The sequence below is a fragment of the Modicisalibacter coralii genome (assembly GCF_004117855.1).
Lineage (GTDB): Bacteria > Pseudomonadota > Gammaproteobacteria > Pseudomonadales > Halomonadaceae > Modicisalibacter > Modicisalibacter coralii.
The window spans coordinates 166,621-183,692 of sequence record NZ_QWBW01000009.1 but is presented as its reverse complement, the minus strand read 5'-3'; the positions used below and the strand labels follow the sequence as shown (position 1 = coordinate 183,692).

At 65.7% G+C, this 17,072-nt stretch carries 17 protein-coding genes; 8 read left to right on the top strand and 9 right to left on the bottom strand.

Features of this window, described 5'->3' with window-relative positions; translation table 11 throughout:
• Positions 1-9 precede the first annotated feature (9 nt).
• Positions 10-873 (bottom strand): SDR family oxidoreductase, encoded by an 864-nt coding sequence (locus D0901_RS05840; RefSeq protein WP_129139354.1) that lies wholly within the window; start codon positions 871-873, stop codon positions 10-12.
• A gap of 339 nt (positions 874-1,212) precedes the next feature.
• Here D0901_RS05840 and D0901_RS05835 point away from each other — a divergent pair, with 339 nt between their 5' ends.
• Positions 1,213-1,416 carry a cold-shock protein gene (locus D0901_RS05835; RefSeq protein ID WP_129139353.1) on the top strand — a complete coding sequence of 68 codons (204 nt, stop codon included), beginning with the start codon at positions 1,213-1,215 and terminating at the stop codon, positions 1,414-1,416.
• Between the two features lie 101 nt (positions 1,417-1,517).
• Here the strand turns inward: D0901_RS05835 and D0901_RS05830 are convergent, their stop codons facing one another.
• Both D0901_RS05830 and D0901_RS05825 read right to left on the bottom strand, forming a co-directional pair.
• Positions 1,518-1,871 carry a hypothetical protein gene (locus D0901_RS05830; RefSeq protein WP_129139352.1) on the bottom strand — a complete coding sequence of 118 codons (354 nt, stop codon included), beginning with the start codon at positions 1,869-1,871 and terminating at the stop codon, positions 1,518-1,520.
• Positions 1,872-1,875: 4 nt separating this feature from the next.
• The gene (locus D0901_RS05825; protein WP_129139351.1) at positions 1,876-2,172 is read right to left on the bottom strand and encodes a YciI family protein; all 297 of its coding nucleotides are present in this window, start codon (positions 2,170-2,172) and stop codon (positions 1,876-1,878) included.
• 183 nt (positions 2,173-2,355) lie between these two features.
• Here D0901_RS05825 and D0901_RS05820 point away from each other — a divergent pair, with 183 nt between their 5' ends.
• Complete coding sequence (locus D0901_RS05820; RefSeq protein WP_129139350.1) at positions 2,356-3,153, top strand: sulfite exporter TauE/SafE family protein; 798 nt, start codon at positions 2,356-2,358, stop codon at positions 3,151-3,153.
• Here D0901_RS05820 and D0901_RS05815 read toward each other — a convergent pair.
• The gene (locus D0901_RS05815) at positions 3,141-3,665 is read right to left on the bottom strand and encodes a YgjV family protein (protein WP_129139349.1); all 525 of its coding nucleotides are present in this window, start codon (positions 3,663-3,665) and stop codon (positions 3,141-3,143) included. The genes D0901_RS05820 and D0901_RS05815 overlap by 13 nt on opposite strands.
• A gap of 345 nt (positions 3,666-4,010) precedes the next feature.
• On the opposite strand from D0901_RS05815, the gene D0901_RS05810 reads away from it, so the two are divergent.
• From D0901_RS05810 to D0901_RS05800, 3 genes are all read left to right on the top strand, one after another.
• Entirely contained in the window at positions 4,011-5,555 is a 1,545-nt protein-coding gene (locus D0901_RS05810; protein WP_129139348.1) for a DHA2 family efflux MFS transporter permease subunit, read from the top strand.
• A 37-nt stretch (positions 5,556-5,592) separates the two neighbouring features.
• Positions 5,593-6,750, top strand: coding sequence for an HlyD family secretion protein (locus tag D0901_RS05805; RefSeq protein ID WP_129139347.1), 1,158 nt, complete (start codon positions 5,593-5,595; stop codon positions 6,748-6,750).
• Between the two features lie 153 nt (positions 6,751-6,903).
• Positions 6,904-8,130: an MFS transporter gene (locus D0901_RS05800; protein WP_203234801.1), complete on the top strand. Its 1,227-nt coding sequence runs from the start codon at positions 6,904-6,906 to the stop codon at positions 8,128-8,130.
• 16 nt (positions 8,131-8,146) lie between these two features.
• On the opposite strand, the gene D0901_RS05795 is transcribed toward D0901_RS05800, so the two are convergent.
• Together D0901_RS05795 and D0901_RS05790 are read right to left on the bottom strand one after the other, a co-directional pair.
• Positions 8,147-9,361, bottom strand: coding sequence for an MFS transporter (locus D0901_RS05795; RefSeq protein WP_129139346.1), 1,215 nt, complete (start codon positions 9,359-9,361; stop codon positions 8,147-8,149).
• A 79-nt stretch (positions 9,362-9,440) separates the two neighbouring features.
• A complete protein-coding gene (locus D0901_RS05790) occupies positions 9,441-10,286 on the bottom strand; it encodes an EamA family transporter (protein WP_129139345.1) in 846 nt (281 codons plus the stop codon).
• 173 nt (positions 10,287-10,459) lie between these two features.
• Here D0901_RS05790 and D0901_RS05785 point away from each other — a divergent pair, with 173 nt between their 5' ends.
• Complete coding sequence (locus tag D0901_RS05785; RefSeq protein ID WP_129139344.1) at positions 10,460-11,341, top strand: LysR substrate-binding domain-containing protein; 882 nt, start codon at positions 10,460-10,462, stop codon at positions 11,339-11,341.
• A gap of 30 nt (positions 11,342-11,371) precedes the next feature.
• Here the strand turns inward: D0901_RS05785 and D0901_RS05780 are convergent, their stop codons facing one another.
• The 3 genes from D0901_RS05780 to D0901_RS05770 all read right to left on the bottom strand — a co-directional run bounded on the left by D0901_RS05780 (position 11,372) and on the right by D0901_RS05770 (position 15,511).
• On the bottom strand, positions 11,372-13,291 hold the full coding sequence (locus D0901_RS05780; protein ID WP_129139343.1) for an acyltransferase family protein: 1,920 nt from the start codon (positions 13,289-13,291) through the stop codon (positions 11,372-11,374).
• Between the two features lie 383 nt (positions 13,292-13,674).
• Positions 13,675-14,463, bottom strand: coding sequence for an OBAP family protein (locus D0901_RS05775; RefSeq protein ID WP_129139342.1), 789 nt, complete (start codon positions 14,461-14,463; stop codon positions 13,675-13,677).
• A gap of 136 nt (positions 14,464-14,599) precedes the next feature.
• Positions 14,600-15,511 (bottom strand): LysR family transcriptional regulator, encoded by a 912-nt coding sequence (locus tag D0901_RS05770; RefSeq protein ID WP_129139341.1) that lies wholly within the window; start codon positions 15,509-15,511, stop codon positions 14,600-14,602.
• 101 nt (positions 15,512-15,612) lie between these two features.
• Here D0901_RS05770 and D0901_RS05765 point away from each other — a divergent pair, with 101 nt between their 5' ends.
• Together D0901_RS05765 and D0901_RS05760 are read left to right on the top strand one after the other, a co-directional pair.
• The gene (locus D0901_RS05765) at positions 15,613-16,362 is read left to right on the top strand and encodes an NAD(P)H-dependent oxidoreductase (RefSeq protein WP_129139340.1); all 750 of its coding nucleotides are present in this window, start codon (positions 15,613-15,615) and stop codon (positions 16,360-16,362) included.
• 22 nt (positions 16,363-16,384) lie between these two features.
• A complete protein-coding gene (locus D0901_RS05760) occupies positions 16,385-17,020 on the top strand; it encodes a LysE family translocator (protein WP_129139339.1) in 636 nt (211 codons plus the stop codon).
• The last annotated feature ends 52 nt before the right edge of the window (positions 17,021-17,072 follow it).

Genomic DNA, 17,072 nt, shown 5'->3' with positions numbered 1-17,072 from the left:
GCCCCGGTATCAGCCATTGACCACGGTACCACCGTTGGGGTGGATCGTCTGGCCGCTGATGAACGAGGCGTCCAGGCTGGCCAGGAACACGAACACCGGGCCGAGCTCGCTGGGCTGACCGGGGCGCCCCATCGGCGTCTGCTGGCCGAAGCCTTCCAGCCACTGCGGATCGTGGGAACCCAGGGTGGCGGGTTGCAGCGGCGTCCATACCGGGCCGGGGGCCACGGCGTTGACCCGGATGCCCCGCCCCACCACCTGGTTGGAGAGGCTGCGGGTGAAGCTGACGATGGCGCCCTTGGTCGCCGAGTAGTCGACGAGGAAATCCGGGCCGATATAGGCGTTGATCGAGGCATTGTTGATGATCGAATCGCCCTCGCCGAGGTGTGCCAGCGCGGCCTTGGCGAGGTAGAACTGGCTGTGCATGTTGACGTCGAACATGCGGCGCCACTGTTCGTCGGGCAGCTCGGCGAGATCCTCGCTGACCCATTGCGTGCCGGCGTTGTTGACCAGCACGTTGAGGCCGCCGAGGACATCGACCGTCTCGGCGATGCAGCGACGGCAGAATTCGGCCTCGGCCAGGTCGCCCTCGATCAGATGGCAGCGGCGCCCTTCCGCCTCGACCAGGCGCCGGGTCTCAGCGGCGTCCTCGGCCTCGCTGAGATAGACGACGGCCACGTCCGCCCCCTCGCGGGCGAAATGGATCGCCACCGAGCGGCCGATGCCGCTGTCGCCGCCGGTGATCAGCGCGACCTTGCCCGCGAGCTTGTCGGCGCCCCTGTAACCGGCCCGGATCATCTCGGCCGGCGGATCCATGGCGGCCTCGCTGCCGGGCAGGGTCTGCGACTGGGCGTGGATCTCGAACTCATTGGTCATGTTCACCTCCGTGTGATGCGTGCGTGGCGGTCACCGCGAGTGACCGCACCTGCGCTCAACGTAGACCTTGGTCTAAACGACGACAAGCCAGGCACCACCGGCCGGCCCGCCGAGGCCCGCTACCGACGTCCCCTCGGGCCATCTTTTCGTGCCTGCGGCAGAAAACGTTTGACGCAGCCCCGGCAGACCCCCATCATGCCCCCAGTTGGTTAGCAAGTCGCATATCGTCAGTTGTACTCGAAGCATTCGGTTACCTGGTCATATCCCTTGTCTTACCCACTGTATCTCGGGTATCACCCGGCAACCGCAATACACGCTCAATGCGTAAGGAATTCGAAAATGGCAACTGGCACAGTCAAGTGGTTCAACGACACCAAAGGTTTCGGCTTCATTTCTCCCGCCGACGGCGGTGACGATCTGTTCGCCCACTTCTCCGAAATTCAGGCCGAAGGCTTCAAGTCACTGCAGGACGGCCAGCAGGTCTCCTTCGACGTGACCCAGGGCAAGAAAGGCCTTCAGGCTGCGAACATCAAGCCTCTCTAACCCTCCCGGTTAGTTCGGCGCCTCGCGCGCCGTCAGGCTTCGAACACCAGGGCTCGCTTCGGCGGGCCCTGGTGTTTTTGCGTGTCTGGAAAGCGGACCCATCAATCGTGGCCCCTCGACGCCAGAGCATGCCGATACTCCGCCCGCCAGGCTTCGACATGCCTCTCGGACGCGTCGGGAAAGCGCCCCAGCGCCACGGCGAGATCGAAGAACCCCCGGGCGGGCAGGCCCTCCCCCTGACGGCTGACCACCAGCGCGGCAATCAAGGGCCGATCCGCGGCGGCGTCCTCGCGCATGGTTTGCTCCAGCGCCATGGCGACCTGGCGAATGGTTCGCGGCGGCTGCAGTCCGAGTGCGTCGGCGACCTGATGATAGGTCAGCGGCAGCGCCTCGCGGGGCGTCGTCTTGAGCAACCGGCGAATCCGGGCGGCCAACGGCGTACCAGTCTCGGCCATGACGTCAGGCGCCGGGATCGAAGAGCCTGACCTCGCGGATATCCACCCGCTCCCAGACCCGGCCGGTCATGTAGGGTTCGCTGGCCAGCCAGTCGTCCAGCGCCGCCCGATCGGCGAACTGGAAATGCGCATTGGAGCCGACCATTCGGCCGTCGTCGTCGAGGATCGCCCCGCCGCTGAGGAAATGCCCCCGATCCGCGAGCCGGCGGATGCCCGCCAGGTGCGCATCGCGATTGGCCAGCCGCCGGGCCAGCGCGTCGTCATCCGTGTGGTCGTAGGCCACCACCGCGTATTGCTTCATCGTCGCTTCCCCGCCATTGCATGGACACGCCGGCCAACATAGCCGGCGCGGTCGGCGGCGGCAACGCCTGTCGCCCCTCATCGAGCCCCTTGTCGCCGTGCGTCCAACCGCTTTCAGCGCGATCGGGTCCCGGGCTTCGGGTATAGTCGTTTCTGCTGATAAACCCACAACGAACGGGAACGCATGTCGGATCTGTCTTGGTACCAATACGCGCTCATCGGCGCCATCTTCGCCTGGAGCGGTTTCGTGCGCACCAGCCTGGGGTTCGGTGGCGCGGTACTGGCCCTGCCCTTCCTGCTGCTGGTCGTCGACGATCCGCTGGTCTTCCTGCCGATCATCGCCATCCACCTGATGATCTTCTCGAGCTGGATCGCCTGGCGCGGCCATCGCCAGGCACAAGCCGAGGGCACGGCGACGACGAATGGCGGCAATATCGACTGGGGCTACCTGAGCAAGGCCCTCAAGATCATGATCGTGCCCAAGCTGGTCGGCGTCGTCGGCTTGCTGACCCTGCCGGCCGGCATCATGTCGATCATCATCTTCGTGATCGTCATCGTCTACGGCGTCAGTTACGCCCTGAACCGACCGTTTCGCAGCAACCACCCGGTCGTCGACTGCCTGCTGCTGGGCCTGGGCGGCTACGTCAGCGGCACCTCGCTGATCGGGGCGCCGTTGATCGTCTCGGTATTCGCCAGCCACGTGGCCAAGCATCAACTGCGCGACACCCTGTTCGCGCTGTGGTTCATCCTGGTGGCGATCAAGATGACGGCGTTCATCATCGCCGGCGTCGACCTGCAACTGATCCATCAGCTCTGGCTGCTGCCCTGCGCCCTGCTGGGCCATCTGCTGGGCGAACGTGTCCATCGCTACATGCTCGCCGCCGGTACGCAGACCTTCTTCAGAATCCTCGGCGTGGTGCTGGTGGTGGTCAGTGTCATCGGACTGATCACGGGCACGGCCGCCGGCGGTCATGGCGACTGACGCCACGCCGGATCACGTCGCAGGCGCCACATCGTGATCACGTTGGTGACGAAGATCAGCGACTCGGCGAGCGTGCCGCCGAGGGAACCGGCCAGCAGATTGCTGACGATCCAGCAGAAGGCGGCCAAGGCCAGCATCGCGCGCATGGCCAGGCCGCGCAGCATGAACATGCCATAGGTGCCCACCAGCCCGGCGAGCAGGGCGGGAATATCCTGCGGCCCGCTCCAGGTCGGCACGGCGATCGCCAGCGTGGCGAGAAGCATCCCCGCCATGATCCCGACATGACCGGGGTAGCGGCGGACCAGGACGATACGCAGGACGATCAGCGCGGAGATGCCCGCGGCCACCCAGCTCTGGAAGAGCGCGAACTGGGTGGCAAAGGCCACGTTGGCGAACAGCAGCAGCACGAACAGGCGATCGTCGCGCCGGCTGGCGAAGGCCACGACACACAGGGCCAGCGCCATCAGACTGACGCCCTGGCCCAGCCACCATCTCGGGTCGATCTCTGGCATCGCGGCTCCCGGTCCATGCGCCCTTCCCTCACGGGTTCCCCTCCACCGGCGGCCGAATGCCGGTCGAGTGCCCCCAGCGATCAGAGCATACCCTCTCAGCGCCGGTGGTCATTGTCACTGGGTTTCGGCGGTAGAATGCGCTACTATCCTTAGCTATCAAACGATGTCCTAGCTACTAGTTAGCGCTACATCGGCGTTACAGCTCGCTGTTCGATACTTCGGGCCGACATCTCGCCACTCAGAGATGCCGGCCCGCCTTCTTGGGCAGCCGGTAGGCACGAGGAGACCTCCCGTGGTATTCACCGCCAATCCTGACCGGGTGCGCGCACCGCAACGGCGGGCGTCATGAGTCAGGTCGATCTATTGTTCGAGCGCTACGGCCCCCGCTACAAGCTGTGGGTGACCCTCACGGTGATGCTGGGGCTGGTGGCGCTGGGTATGTCGATCACCATCGTCAACGTGGCGATTCCCTACATCAAGGGCGCTTTCGGCATGAGCGACTCCCAGGTCCAGTGGCTGTCCACCGGCTTTCTGGCCTCGACCACGGTATCGCTGCTGGTCGCGCCGTGGCTGGTCGCCGCCGTCGGCCAGCGCGCCACCTTCGTGGGGTTGTTGCTGGTGTTCATCGCCGCCTCGCTCCTCGGCGGTCTCGGCCAGGGCATGGCGATGCTGATCGCCGCCCGGGTCATCCAGGGCGCGATGACCGGGCTGATCCGTCCGGTGGCGATGCAGGCGCTGTTCGCCGCCTACCCGCCGGAAGGCCGCGGCATGGCGTTGGCCATGTACGGCATGTGCCTGGGGCTGCCGCTGACGCTGGCGACGGTGATCGGTGGCTGGCTGGTGGAGAACTTCACCTGGCGTTACGTGTTCTTCATCACCCTGCCGATCTGCGCGGCCGCCGTGGCGATGGGCTATTTCTTCCTGCCCCCGCGCGAGGCCAAGGGGCCGCGCCCGCCCTTCGACTGGGCCGGGGTGGTGCTGCTCTTCGCGGCGGTGTTCTCGTTGCTCGCGGCGCTCTCCAACGGCCAGCGCTGGGGCTGGGACGACCCGCGCATCCCCGAGTTGATCGGCGCTGCGCTGATCTGCGCGGCCATCTTCGTCGCCTGGCAGAAGCGCACCGCCCACCCGCTGCTCGACCTGTCGATCTTCCGCTACCGGATCTTCGTGGTCGGCACCCTGACGATGCTGCTGTTCGGCGGTTCCTTCTACGGAATCATGTACCTGCTGCCCCAGTTCGTGCAGTCGGTACTGCACTACAGCCCGGTCAGCGCGGGGATGATCTTCGTGCCCTCGACCGCCGTGCTGGGCGTACTGGTGCCGCTGGTGGGATGGCTGAGCGATCGCTATCCGCCGCATTGGATCACTCTACCGGGCCTGGCCTGCACGGTGTTCTCGGTGTGGCACATGGCGCAGATGGACTGGAATACCTCGTTCGGCTATCTGGCGGGGTCGATGGCGATCATGTCGATCGGCATGGCGGCCTTCCCGCCGCCGACCCTGTCCAACGCCATCGCCGCCCTGCCCCTGAAATTGACCGGCTACGGCTCCGGCACGATCAACTTCGCCTTGCAACTGGGCGGCGCGCTGGGCACGGCGGGGCTGGTGATCCTGCTCGACCGGCGTACGGCGCTGCACGGCCAGTACCTCAACGCCGGGGTGAATGCCGGCAACAGCCTGGCCCGCGAACAGCTCGGCGACTACGCCCAGATCGCCGGCCACCTGGGCGTACCGGATACCCACCAGCAGGCGATGGCCGGCTATCTGCTGGGCCGCCTCGAGGCGGTCTGGGCCGCGATTCTCGCCTATCAGGATGGGTTCTGGCTGCTGGTGGGCAGCCTGCTGGTGGTCGCGATCCCCTCGATCCTGCTCAGCCGCTGGCAGCGCGTCTGAGCCGTCTTTCATTCGTCAGTTCAAGGATTCATCGATCATGACATCGCCGACGTCGAATGCCGTATCCCGCCGCCCCGGCAAGGGCACCAAGCTGACGCTGCTCGCGCTGGTCCTGCTGGCCTGCCTGATCTGGGCGGGCTTCGCGATCTATCACCGGATGACCCATGTCAGCGCCCAGGACGCCCGGGTGATGGCCGATCAGGTCACCGTCAGCAGCCGCCTGGCAGGCTGGGTCACCGACTTCTCGATCACCGAGGGCGACCACCTGGACAAGGGCGCCGTCGTCGCCAAGCTCTACAGCCGGCCCGACGAGCAGGAACTCGCGACCCTCGAGGCCGGTGTGGCCGCCATGCAGGCACGCGTCGACTATCAACGCCAGCGCCTCGAGATCGCCGAACGCCAGCTCGCGGGCGGCAAGACCCTGACCCGCCAGGAACTCAGTGCCAGCAAGGCCGCCATGCAGGCCGCCCAGGCGCGGCTGGTCCAGGCGCGCAAGGACTTCCAGCGCTCCGACGCCCTGCTCGCCAAGCACTCGGTCTCGCAACAGCAACGCGATGCAGACTACTACGCCTACCAGGCGGCGCAGGCGGAATACCATCAGGCCAAGCAGGAGGTCGCGGTCAGCCAGGCTCAGGCCGACAACGCCGAGGTCGGCTTCATCAATGGCTCGCAGATGCCACTCCCCAACCCCGCCGTGCAACGCTCGCAACTGCAGGTCGCCCGGCAGGAGCTGGCCCAGGCCCGGGCCCGGCTGGAACAGGAAAAACAGCGCATCGCCGACCTCCAGGTGCCAAGCCCGGTCGACGGCGTGGTCAACAAGACACTGATCGACCAGGGGGAGTACGTCAGCGCCGGGCAGCCGATCCTGATGATGCACGACCCGGACAAGCTGTGGGTCGAGGCCAAGATCAAGGAGACCGACATCGCCGAGCTGCGCGTCGGGCAACCGGTCGACATCACCGTCGACGCCTATCCGGATCGCGCCTTCCACGGCCACGTCACCGTCATTGGGCGCGCCGCGACCAGCCAGTTCGCGCTGCTGCCGGATCCCAACCCCTCCGGCAACTTCACCAAGATCACCCAGCGCATTCCGGTGCGTATCGCTCTCGATGACGGTCCCGCCGACTTGATCGGTCCGGGTATGATGGTCGAAGTCGATATCGACGTCAGCGGCGATGACCATCAGCCCAGCTAAGCTCTGTCTGAAAAGTCGGCGAGCGATGGCCAGACAAGGCAAAAATTGACGAAAAAGCGGAGTTTACAAGCCGTAAATGAGCATTTTGAGTCAATTTTTAACGCCGTATGGGCGAGCGCAGACATTTTTCAGACAAAGCGTAGGAGAAACGAGGTGACGACCGACGCGACCGACACGCAAACCGACGGCCGCCCGGCCCTGCGGCCCAATGATCTGCTGACCTTCGTCATGGCGCTGGCCTGCGGCGTGGCGGTGGCCAACATCTACTACGCCCAGCCGCTGCTCGACACCCTGGCCCGGGGCTTCGAGGTCTCCCGTGGCACGGCCGGACTGATCATCACCCTGACCCAGCTCGGCTATGCCGCGGGGCTGATCCTGCTGGTGCCGCTGGGCGACCTGCTCGAGCGCCGCCGGTTGATCGTCACGGTGTCGCTGGCCACGGCGGTCGCCCTGGCCGGTACCGCGCTGGCGCCGGACATCACGCTGTTCTTCGTCTGCGCCCTGGCCACCGGCCTGACCGCGGTGGTCGCGCAAATCCTGGTGCCCTTCGCCGCGCATCTCGCCAGCGATGCCGAGCGTGGCCGGGTGGTGGGCCGGGTTATGACCGGCCTGCTGCTGGGCATCCTGCTGGCACGCACGGTGTCCGGCGGGATCGCCGACGCGCTGGGCTGGCGCGCGGTCTACTGGCTGGCGGCGGCACTGATGGTGGTCCAGGCGCTGCTGCTGTCGCGCCTGCTGCCACGCGAGCCCGGACAGACCCGACTCGGCTACGGCGCCCTGCTGGCCTCGGTACTGAGTCTGCTGCGCGACGAGCCACTGCTGCGCCGCCGGCTGTTCTACGGCGCCATGGGTTTCGCCGCCTTCAGCGCCTTCTGGACCACACTGCCCTTCCTGCTCGCGCGGCCACCCTACGACTACCCGGATTCGGTGATCGGCCTGTTCGGTCTGCTGGGCGTGACCGGCGCGCTGTGCGCCAACCTGGCCGGCAACCTGCACGACCGCGGCCTGTCGCGGGTCGCCACCGGCAGCTTCCTGTGCCTGATCGTGCTGAGCTTTCTGGCGATGACGCTGTTCGCCCACGAACTGGCGGCGATCATCGTCGGCATCGTGCTGCTCGACCTGGGCGTGCAGGGCAACCAGATCCTCAACCAGAGCGCGATCTACCAGATTCGCCCCGAGGCGCGCAGCCGCATCACCACCGCCTACATGACCGGCTACTTCCTGGGCGGCGCCGCGGGCTCGGGCGGCGCGGCCTGGCTGTACACCCTGGCCGGCTGGCCCGGCGCCTGTGCGCTGGGCGCCGCCTTCGCCCTGGCGGCGGTGCTGTTCTGGTTGAGCGAATGGGTCGGCGAAAGCGCTCCGGCCGGGCAAGGCGACTGACCGCCGAGGCTTCGGCTCAGTCGCCGTCGTCCTGACGCATCTGCTTGTTGCGGCGCCGCTGACGATAGCCATAGGTGGCGTTGAGCACCGTGGTATCGTCTTCGAGCCCGGCGCCCAGGGCACCGGCAAGCGTCGCCAGCGAACTCGCCAGCCAGGCAAGCGACAGATAGTTCGCCGGCCCCACCGCATGGCCCAGATTCTGGCTCAGCAGACTCGCCGGCACGAACAGATAGACCGCGAACAGGAACAGCAGGTAGAGCACGCCGTAGTAGAACACCACGGCGGTGCTCAACGTCAGTACGGTGACCATGTTGTAGAGCCGGGCGATATGCCGCGAACTGGCTTTCCTGAGCGGCTCCCACAGGCCGTGGGCGAGCATGATCCAGATGACCATCGCGATCATCGCGGTGAGCATGAGCACCACCAGGCGAGAGCCGCCGTAGCTGTCGTTGAGCTTCCAGAAGGTGGGGAAGATCAGCCCGTAGGCGCCGGTGGCGAAGGCCACGGCGATCACGCTGCGAAAGGCGGGGAAGACCGTCCAGGGCCGATTGGCCCGCACCATGCCGGAGAGTATGCGCAGGCTACCGCCCAGCCGCGAGCGCGTGACGAAACGCACGTCGATGTTGCCCTCGGCGTGTTCGGGCGTCTCGCGATGGATGGGGATCAGGCTCTCGAAGAGCCGGTGGCCCATCAATCGGCGGGCCCCTTCGCCACGCAGGTCGTCGCTGACCTTGTCGGAGGCTTCGGTGCGGCGCTCCTGTCGCTCCCGCGCGGCCTCGGAGCTGCCATGATGCATCTCGTTGACGAGTTGCAGGATCGATTCGCGCAGGCGCTGCCGGATCCCGGTCGCACCAAAGGCGGGTAGCGAGACGATCGCCGAGCAACGCGCCATGCTGGCCTCCGCGACCATGTAACGCCGCTCCTTGTAGATGGGCAGGTCGGTGATGCAGATCACGTAGTCCCATTCCCGCTGGTGCTTGTACGCTTCCGTCTTGTCGATGATGGAATCGGAGTCTTCCATGGCGCCGGTCAAGGGGTCGACGACCACCTGCACGTCCCACGCGAGACGGTCGTCGACGTAGTCGGCCAACAGTTCGGGGAGCTGCCCCGCCAGGCTCTCGGCGATGTCGGCCGGCTGTTCGGGCGCCGGCAGCAGGCCCACCAGGGTCGGGCGCCGGGGATCGCCCGGCTGATCGCGGGATACCTGGCGGGCGGGCTGTGTCTCGTCCATGACGCTTCCTGTCCGGGTGAATGAGCCGCTCTACTCAAGCAGAGCCGACGCAGCGCGTCCAGCCCGTCACTGGCCGACCTCAACCCAGCTTGGCCAGCATCACCCCGGCGACGATCACCAGCGCCGCCAGGGCGCGCCAGCGGCTGAGCGGCTCCCCCAGCCACCAGCAGCCGATCAGGGCGGCGAACAGCACGCTGGTCTCGCGCAGCGCGGCGACCAGCGCGATCGGCGCCCGGGTCATCGCCCAGATGGCAATGGCATAGGCGCCCAGCGACATGGCGCCGCCCAGCAGCCCGAGCCGCCAGTGCCCGGCCAGGGCCGGCAATGCCCGGGTACCGCGCGTGGCCAGCAGCAGGACCGCCATCACCAGGCCGTTGGCGACGAACAACCCGGCGATGTACCCGCCGGGCGAGCCACTGGCCCGGGCCCCGATGGCATCGCTCAGGGTGTAGCCGGCGATGAAGGTCGCGGTCGCCAGCGCCGCGCCCACCGCGCGCCGTTCGAGACGCTGCGCATGGCGGCCCCCGCGTAGCGACATCAGCCCCACGCCCGCCACCAGCACGACGATGCCCAGCGTGGTCAAGGGCGGCGGCAACTCACCGAGCGCCAGCGCGGACACCACGGCGACCAGCAGCGGTGCGGCACCGCGTGCGATCGGATAGACCTGCCCCAGATCGCCACTGCGATAGGCCTGCACCAGGAAGACGTTGTAACCGATGTGCAGCAGCATCGACAGCGCCAGCCATGGCCAGGCGGCGGGGGCCGGCGGCGGCGCCAGCCATACGCCGGGCGCGGCGACCAGGCCGGCGCCCATGGCGATCAGCGATACCGCGAGAAACCGGTCCAGGCCCACCTTGACCAGGGCGTTCCAGCCGGCATGCAGCAAGGCCGCCAGCAGGATCGCCAGGAACAGCCAGGATTCCATGCCCTCTCCTTCATGTGAGTTTTATGAATCACCGCACCGCGACGACCCGAGGCTGGACAATCATGATCACGCCGGGCTCAATGGCATCACGTAACGGACATGGCCCCAGCAAAGCACGTGCCTGGGCGTGGACCTAACGATTTATCGGCACATCGTTTATCAGGAAAACTCACATGGCACGACGCATGCCCCCGCTCAACGCCCTGCGTGCCTTCGAGGCGGTCGGCCGCCTGGGGCGCATGACCGAAGCGGCCGAGGAGTTGCATGTCACCCACGGCGCGATCAGCCGTCAGGTCAAGCGCCTCGAGGCGTACCTGGGCGTGACGCTGCTCGAGGGGCCCCGTCAGGCACAGCGTCCGACCGCGGCGGGCCGCGAACTGCTGGAGGGTCTGACGGCCGGCTTCGACCGGCTCGACACCGCGGTACAGGGCGTGACCGACGCCGTCGAAGGCACGCTGGACGTCTACTGCCTGGGCAGCCTCATGCTGCGCTGGTTGATCCCGCGCCTGCACCGCTTCCAGCACGCTCATCCGGGGCTCGAGCCCCGCCTGAGTGCCTCCGCGGGTCCGCTGAATCTGGAGCAATCACGCTTCGATGTGGCGATCCATGTCGACGGCGAGTGGACACACGGCCTGGAGACGACGCCGCTGTTCGCCGAGAGGGTGGGGCCGGTGATGGCGCCGCCATCGGACCCGGAGTCACGCCCGAGACTGGACGGACGAACGCTGCTGCACACACGCACCCGTCCCGACGCCTGGCGCGACTGGGCATCGGCCACGGGCATCGAGGTGCCCCAGGCGCGCGGGCCGCACTTCGAGCACTTCTATTTCATGCTCGAGGCGGCCGTCGCCGGTCTCGGCGTGGCCATCGCCCCCTGGGTGCTGGTCGCCGACGACATCCGCGCCGGACGCCTGGTGGCGCCCTGGGGCTTCATTCCCAGCGGGATCGATTACGTCGTGCTGCGCGCGCCGCAAGCCCCGCGCAAGACGGCACTGTTCCGCGACTGGCTGTGCGCGGAGGCCGCCCGATTCATGCACGAGTCACCGCCGCCCTGAGCACCACCCCCGGTCAGGGCGTCGTTATTGCTAGCGGGGCCATGTACCGAGCGCGACCCGTGCCGCCACGATCCGGCGGAAGACGGGAGCCATCAACCGGGCACCGCTGGCACTCAGGTGGCTGGCGTCGGCGAAGAACATGCCGGTCTTATCACCGTAGTAACAATACCCCCCGCGACACAGCCGGTCGTGAGCGGTCACGAAGTGCGTTCCCAGACTCGCGGAAAGAAATGTCAGCATCTCGCCAAATTCCGTGTCAAAGACACCACGGGGCACCTTCAGCGCCTCCATCACCGCATCCACGCCGGCACCGCGCAGCATCAGCTCACGACTCAGCGACGAGGAAAGATCGCGTCCCGGGATCTTTATCGGCCCGACCAGGAAGACTTCCTTGCCGGCGCTTTCGACCTTGTCCATCAAACCCAGAACCGATCTCGCCAGAAGCATCCGGGAGCGGTCTTCACGTATTCTCCCCTGCTCATCGACCAGCGAATCAGAGTACCAGGTCATCGCGAATATCACGGTCTTGATGCGATCATCCTTGATATATTCCGCATAATTCATCCTGGCCAACTCGAGACACTTTCGGGAGACATTGACATCGATCGTCGGCAAGCAGCTGTTCAAGGGAATGAGAATTCCCTTTTCCCGCTGACCTTTCAAGACGTCTTCCAGGGCAGGCACATACATTTGCGCATGAGAATTGCCGATCAAGGCGATGTCATAGTCGCTCCGTTCGTCCTTGTTGACAAAACAGGCACGCGCATTGCCGTAGGCAAAGTAATCCGTTATCGGGCACCGGTAATTGGTCTGAGTGGCACTGGCCAGCGTATTGACCAATCGCGAATGCCGTGTCTTGAAGCCCTGTGAGGCCACCGAACCACCCACGAACACGATCATCAGCAGCATACTGGAAATCACGGCGGTACTGACATTCCTGGGGCTACGCCGCCATCGGTAAGGTGCCTCCACCAACGTGTAACTCGCACTGGCCAGAATCAGGGTGACCACCATACCCAGTAAAAGGGTCGACAGTGGCGGCGGTTCAATGGCGACATATTTCATGAACACGAGGACCGGCCAGTGCCATAGATATAGCGAGAAAGAGATGAGTCCGATCCTTCTCACCAGAGGGTGCGTCAGGCACTGCATGGGAAGCGAAGACGCATGATGGGGCCTCGACAAGAAAACCCCCAAGCCCAACGTCACGGTCGTGGCCATCGGCAGTACCGGGACGGCGAATAGCAACCCGGCCATGACCGCGAGTAGCGACGCATAGGTGACGTAGACGTTCCGGTCGGTTTTGCGGGCCTTGAAGGCAAAAGCCGCCAGGGTCCCCACCCCGAACTGCCACACCCGGGTCGGCAGCAGAAAGAAGGCCGGGTTCTCGCCACCGATCCCCGCCAGGAAGACATTGAGCAGGAAAGACAGCAGAACGATCAGTAAAACACAGATGACCGCATACCTGAGCGTCTTCAATTTGGAGACAATCAAGACGAAGATGGCCGGGAACAGCAGATAGAACTGCTCCTCGACACCCAGGGACCACATGTGCAACAGCGGCTTCAGTTCATCCGCATCGCCGAAATACCCGCCCGTCCTCCAGAAGAATATATTGGCAGTGAACGTCAGGGTCGCGATGAGACTCTGCGAATATCTCACCAGATCGGGCGGCGTCAAGATAAAGAAGGCAAAGAAGGAGGTGACCAGCAGGAGTACCAGGGTCGCCGGCAGGATTCGTCTCGCCCTTCGCCAGTAGAAGGTCTTGAAGGAAAAACTCGCTTTCTCCACCTCTTCGAGAATGTAGGTCGAGATCAGAAACCCGGAAATGACGAAGAACAGATCGACGCCGAGATAGCCCAGGGGAAGCAGGGCCGGAAAGAAATGAAAGACGAGAACGGTCGATACCGCAATGGCCCGCAAGCCATCGATTTCATCACGGTGCTGCACGGCAGCATCACCCTAAATTTAATTAATTTTTGGTAGTGATTTTGCTCGCATCTCCTCCCCGAGCCACTGGATCATAGTCCGCACTCATGACCTTTTCTCAAACTTATTGGCCGTATGGACGATAATCCTATTGGTAACAAAAAGTAACCGTCAGGTTGTTGGCAATTACGTTCAGTCCGCCTCATGCCGAGGCGATTACCCGTGAAAGCAGACGCGGTATCGACGCATTAAGGACAGTAGATTCCCGGCACGGCAGGTTTCCCACCGTGCCGGGATGACGGCGGTAGACTCATCGTCGTCGCTGGCGCATCAAGCCACTCATGCCCGATGCCGGGCAAAGCCCGGCAGGCCTCGTGCGTCGTCTTCCATTCGCCCGCGGGGGGTCATCGTTTGAAGGGCCGCTCCTCCAGGGTGGTCTGCACGATGCGCCCGCTCTCCCAGCTATTGGCGCCGGGCGCCACCACCGGCGTGGCGATGTCACCGCGATGCCGACGACGCTCGGCGGTCGAGATCCCCAGCCGCCGATCGCGGGCCGCGACCAGATCCGGGTCGGCCTGGCCGTCGTCGGTGAAGCCCATCATCAGTTGCGGCACACCGTAGGGGAAGTCATCGCGATCGTACTGCCAGGTGTGAAAGGTCTTGCCGTAGGTGGTAACGAGATCCTCGAAGTAGGCATGCTCGGCCATCTCGGGAATGCCCGGCGCCACCAGCAGGCCCGACTTCACCTCGTAGTGGTGGCTGTGCCAGAGACGTTTTTCCGCTTCCGGCAGGGCGCGAAAGCGTGACTCGCTGATGATGTACTCGATACCGATCAACCGTGCATCGGGTTTGTTGGAATCGAAGATCACGCACTGGTGGAGATCCGGCTCGAGATGAATACAGAAGTGCGAGGCCTCGACTTGACGCCCCATCTCGTCGGCGTACATGTGGAAGCCGTTGAGGTAGGTGCTCATGGCCTCCAGCGGGATCTTGCGCTGCATGGTGCCGGAAGCCACGTCGAGCATGCGGTGCTTGAGCGGATGCCCCTTGCCCAGGCGCGCCGTGGTGGACGCCTTGCGCCCCACCAGCACCCCGGCAGCCGCGGCCACCCCGGCCACCAGCCCAAGACCGAGGGCGCCGGCCGCACCGATCCCCGAGCAATGCGCGCAATTCCTGTCGTGACGATGTGACATGACTGGCTCCTTGTCGTCGCTGACGATCGTCCCTGTGAGACATTTTCGTGACGGCAGTGCTGCCGCTCCCCCCAGCGTAGCCACTCAAGCGGATCCTGCCCGGCCACACCGGGCTTGTCGGCGGATGACGGTGTGGTCATGGCTGCCCGGGCTGAGCTGTCGACTGAGCCACCACGCCCGCCAGTGGGCCCGCCCTTGCCGCCAGACCGATTGCCATGGCATCGAAGAACGCCAGCACCCGCGCCGTGCGTCGCAGATCCGGATGAGTCAGCAGCCACAGATCGGTGGCCAGCTCGGCGATCGGCTCGTCCCGGCGGCACAGGGCCGGTTCGCCGTCGGCCAGATAGCACGGCAATACACCCTGACCGAGCCCCGAGCGTACCGCTGCCAGCATGCCGAGCATGCTGTCGACCCGATAACCGACATGCGAATCGACGCCACGCCGACGCATCCACGCCTCGAGTGCTGGATAACCGAGGTGCGCGTCGGGTCCCACCCAGGGCAGTTCATCGGCCTGCGTGGCGGATCCCCGAGGCGCGTACACCGCCTGGGCGATGCGCCCGGCCCGCCGCCCGACCAGCGTCTCGGGCGGGGCGTTGCTGGGACGAATGGCGATGTCGGCATCGCGTCGACCGAGGTTCAGGGGACGATTGGAAACCGCCACCTCCAAGGTGATACGCGGATGCGCCGCGCGGAATTCGGCGAACAGCGGGGTCAGCAGCCCCATCAGCAGGGTGTCGGTGGTCGTGATGCGCAGACTGCCCGACAACGCCAGATCGCGCCCCAGCAGGCGTCGCTCGGCACCGTCGATCTCCTCGGCCACGCGGGACGCGGTCGCCGCCAGGTCGTCGCCGGCCGGCGTTGGCGCGTAGCCGCTGCGCGCACGCTCGAACAGACGCACGCCCAGGCGCTTCTCGAGCGCGCCGAGACGCCGGAACACGGTGGCATGGCTGACCCCCAGCCGACGCGCCGCGCCCGCCAGAGAGCCCGCCTCGACGATCGCCAGGACTACCTGCAGGTCGCCCCAGGGCAGCGTGTGTGCGTTCATTACCTGTTCATTTCTGCAAACCTGTCTTGCAAGTATCGGGAATTCCTGTCCGTTACCGCAATATCTACCGTGATGAAACAGCCATCGACGCGGAGATTGTCATGCAGGTCCTGATCGTCCACTGTCACCCTGAACCCCACTCGTTCAACGCGGCACTCACCGATGTCGCGATCGAGACACTGGAGCGCGCCGGCCACCGCATCGAGGTCAGCGACCTCTACGCCCAGCACTTCGACCCGGTCGAGCGAGCCACCCACTATCCGGCTCGGGCCGACGGCGGGTATTTCTCGGCGCTGACCGAACAGCGCTATCATCACGACTCGGGGACCCTGCCGACCGACGTCCAGCGCGAGATCGACCGGCTGTGGCGTGCCGAGCTGGTGATCCTGCAGTTTCCGCTGTGGTGGCACGCCCAGCCGGCGATGCTCAAGGGCTGGTTCGACCGGGTGTTCGTCTACGGCGGACTCTACTCGGGCAATCGCCGCTTCGACCGCGGCCCGCTCAAAGGCCGACGGGCACTCTGCTCGGTCACCACCGGCGCTCCGGCGGCGACCTTCTCGCGATTCGGGCGCAGCGCCGACATCACCACGCTGCTGTGGCCGATCCACTGCTCGCTCTACTACGTCGGCTTCGACGTGCTCGCGCCGCAGCTGACCTATGGCGTTCAGGGTGGCGGACTGAGCTATCAGGCGGAAGCGAGCTTCCGGCGACAGCTCGAGGCCGACAAGGCCCGCTGGGCCGGGCGCCTGGAGGGGCTCGACGACGAGACACCGATCCCCTTCACCGGCTGGGCGGACTGGGACGACGACGGCATACTACGAGAGACCCATCCACTACGCTGGCGGCCCTGACGCCCGAAGTCCCGGAGATCCCATGTCCCTGTCCGTCTGGTTGCTTTACATCACCTTCGCCGCCGCGGCCACGCTGAGCCCCGGTCCCGCGGCGCTCGTCGCCCTGCGCAACGGATTGAGCGGCGGCACGTGGCGGGTCGCGGCGTCGTCGCTGGGCAACATCACCGGCATCGCCTGCGTGGCGGGGCTGGCGACCCTGGGGCTGGGCGCGGTACTGCACACCTCGGAATGGCTGTTCACGCTGCTCAAGACCTGCGGCGCCCTTTACCTGATCTATCTGGGTATCCGCCAGTGGCGCTCCTCGTCGTCGCTGCTGGCCGCGCTGTCCGCGACACGGGCGCCAACCGGCTGGTCACCGTTTAAGACCTTCGGCGAGGGCTACCTGGTGGCGATCAGCAACCCCAAGGCGATTCTGTTCTTCTCGGCGCTGTTCCCCCAGTTCATCGCCGCGAGCCGGCCGCTTCTGCCCCAGTTCCTGATCCTGATCGCGACGATCATGACGATGTCGTTCCTGGCCCTGATGGGTTACGGCCTGCTGGCCGGCCGCCTGGCGCATCGGCTGCGCTCGCCGCGGTGGGCCAGACGTTTCCAGCGTACCCTCGGCGGGCTGTTCATCGGGCTGGGCGTATCGCTGTTCCGGATACGACTGCCGGCCTGACGGGTGGCGCGAGGCCCGACTTTCGGTTATGCCTGGGGGTTCATTCATTGCC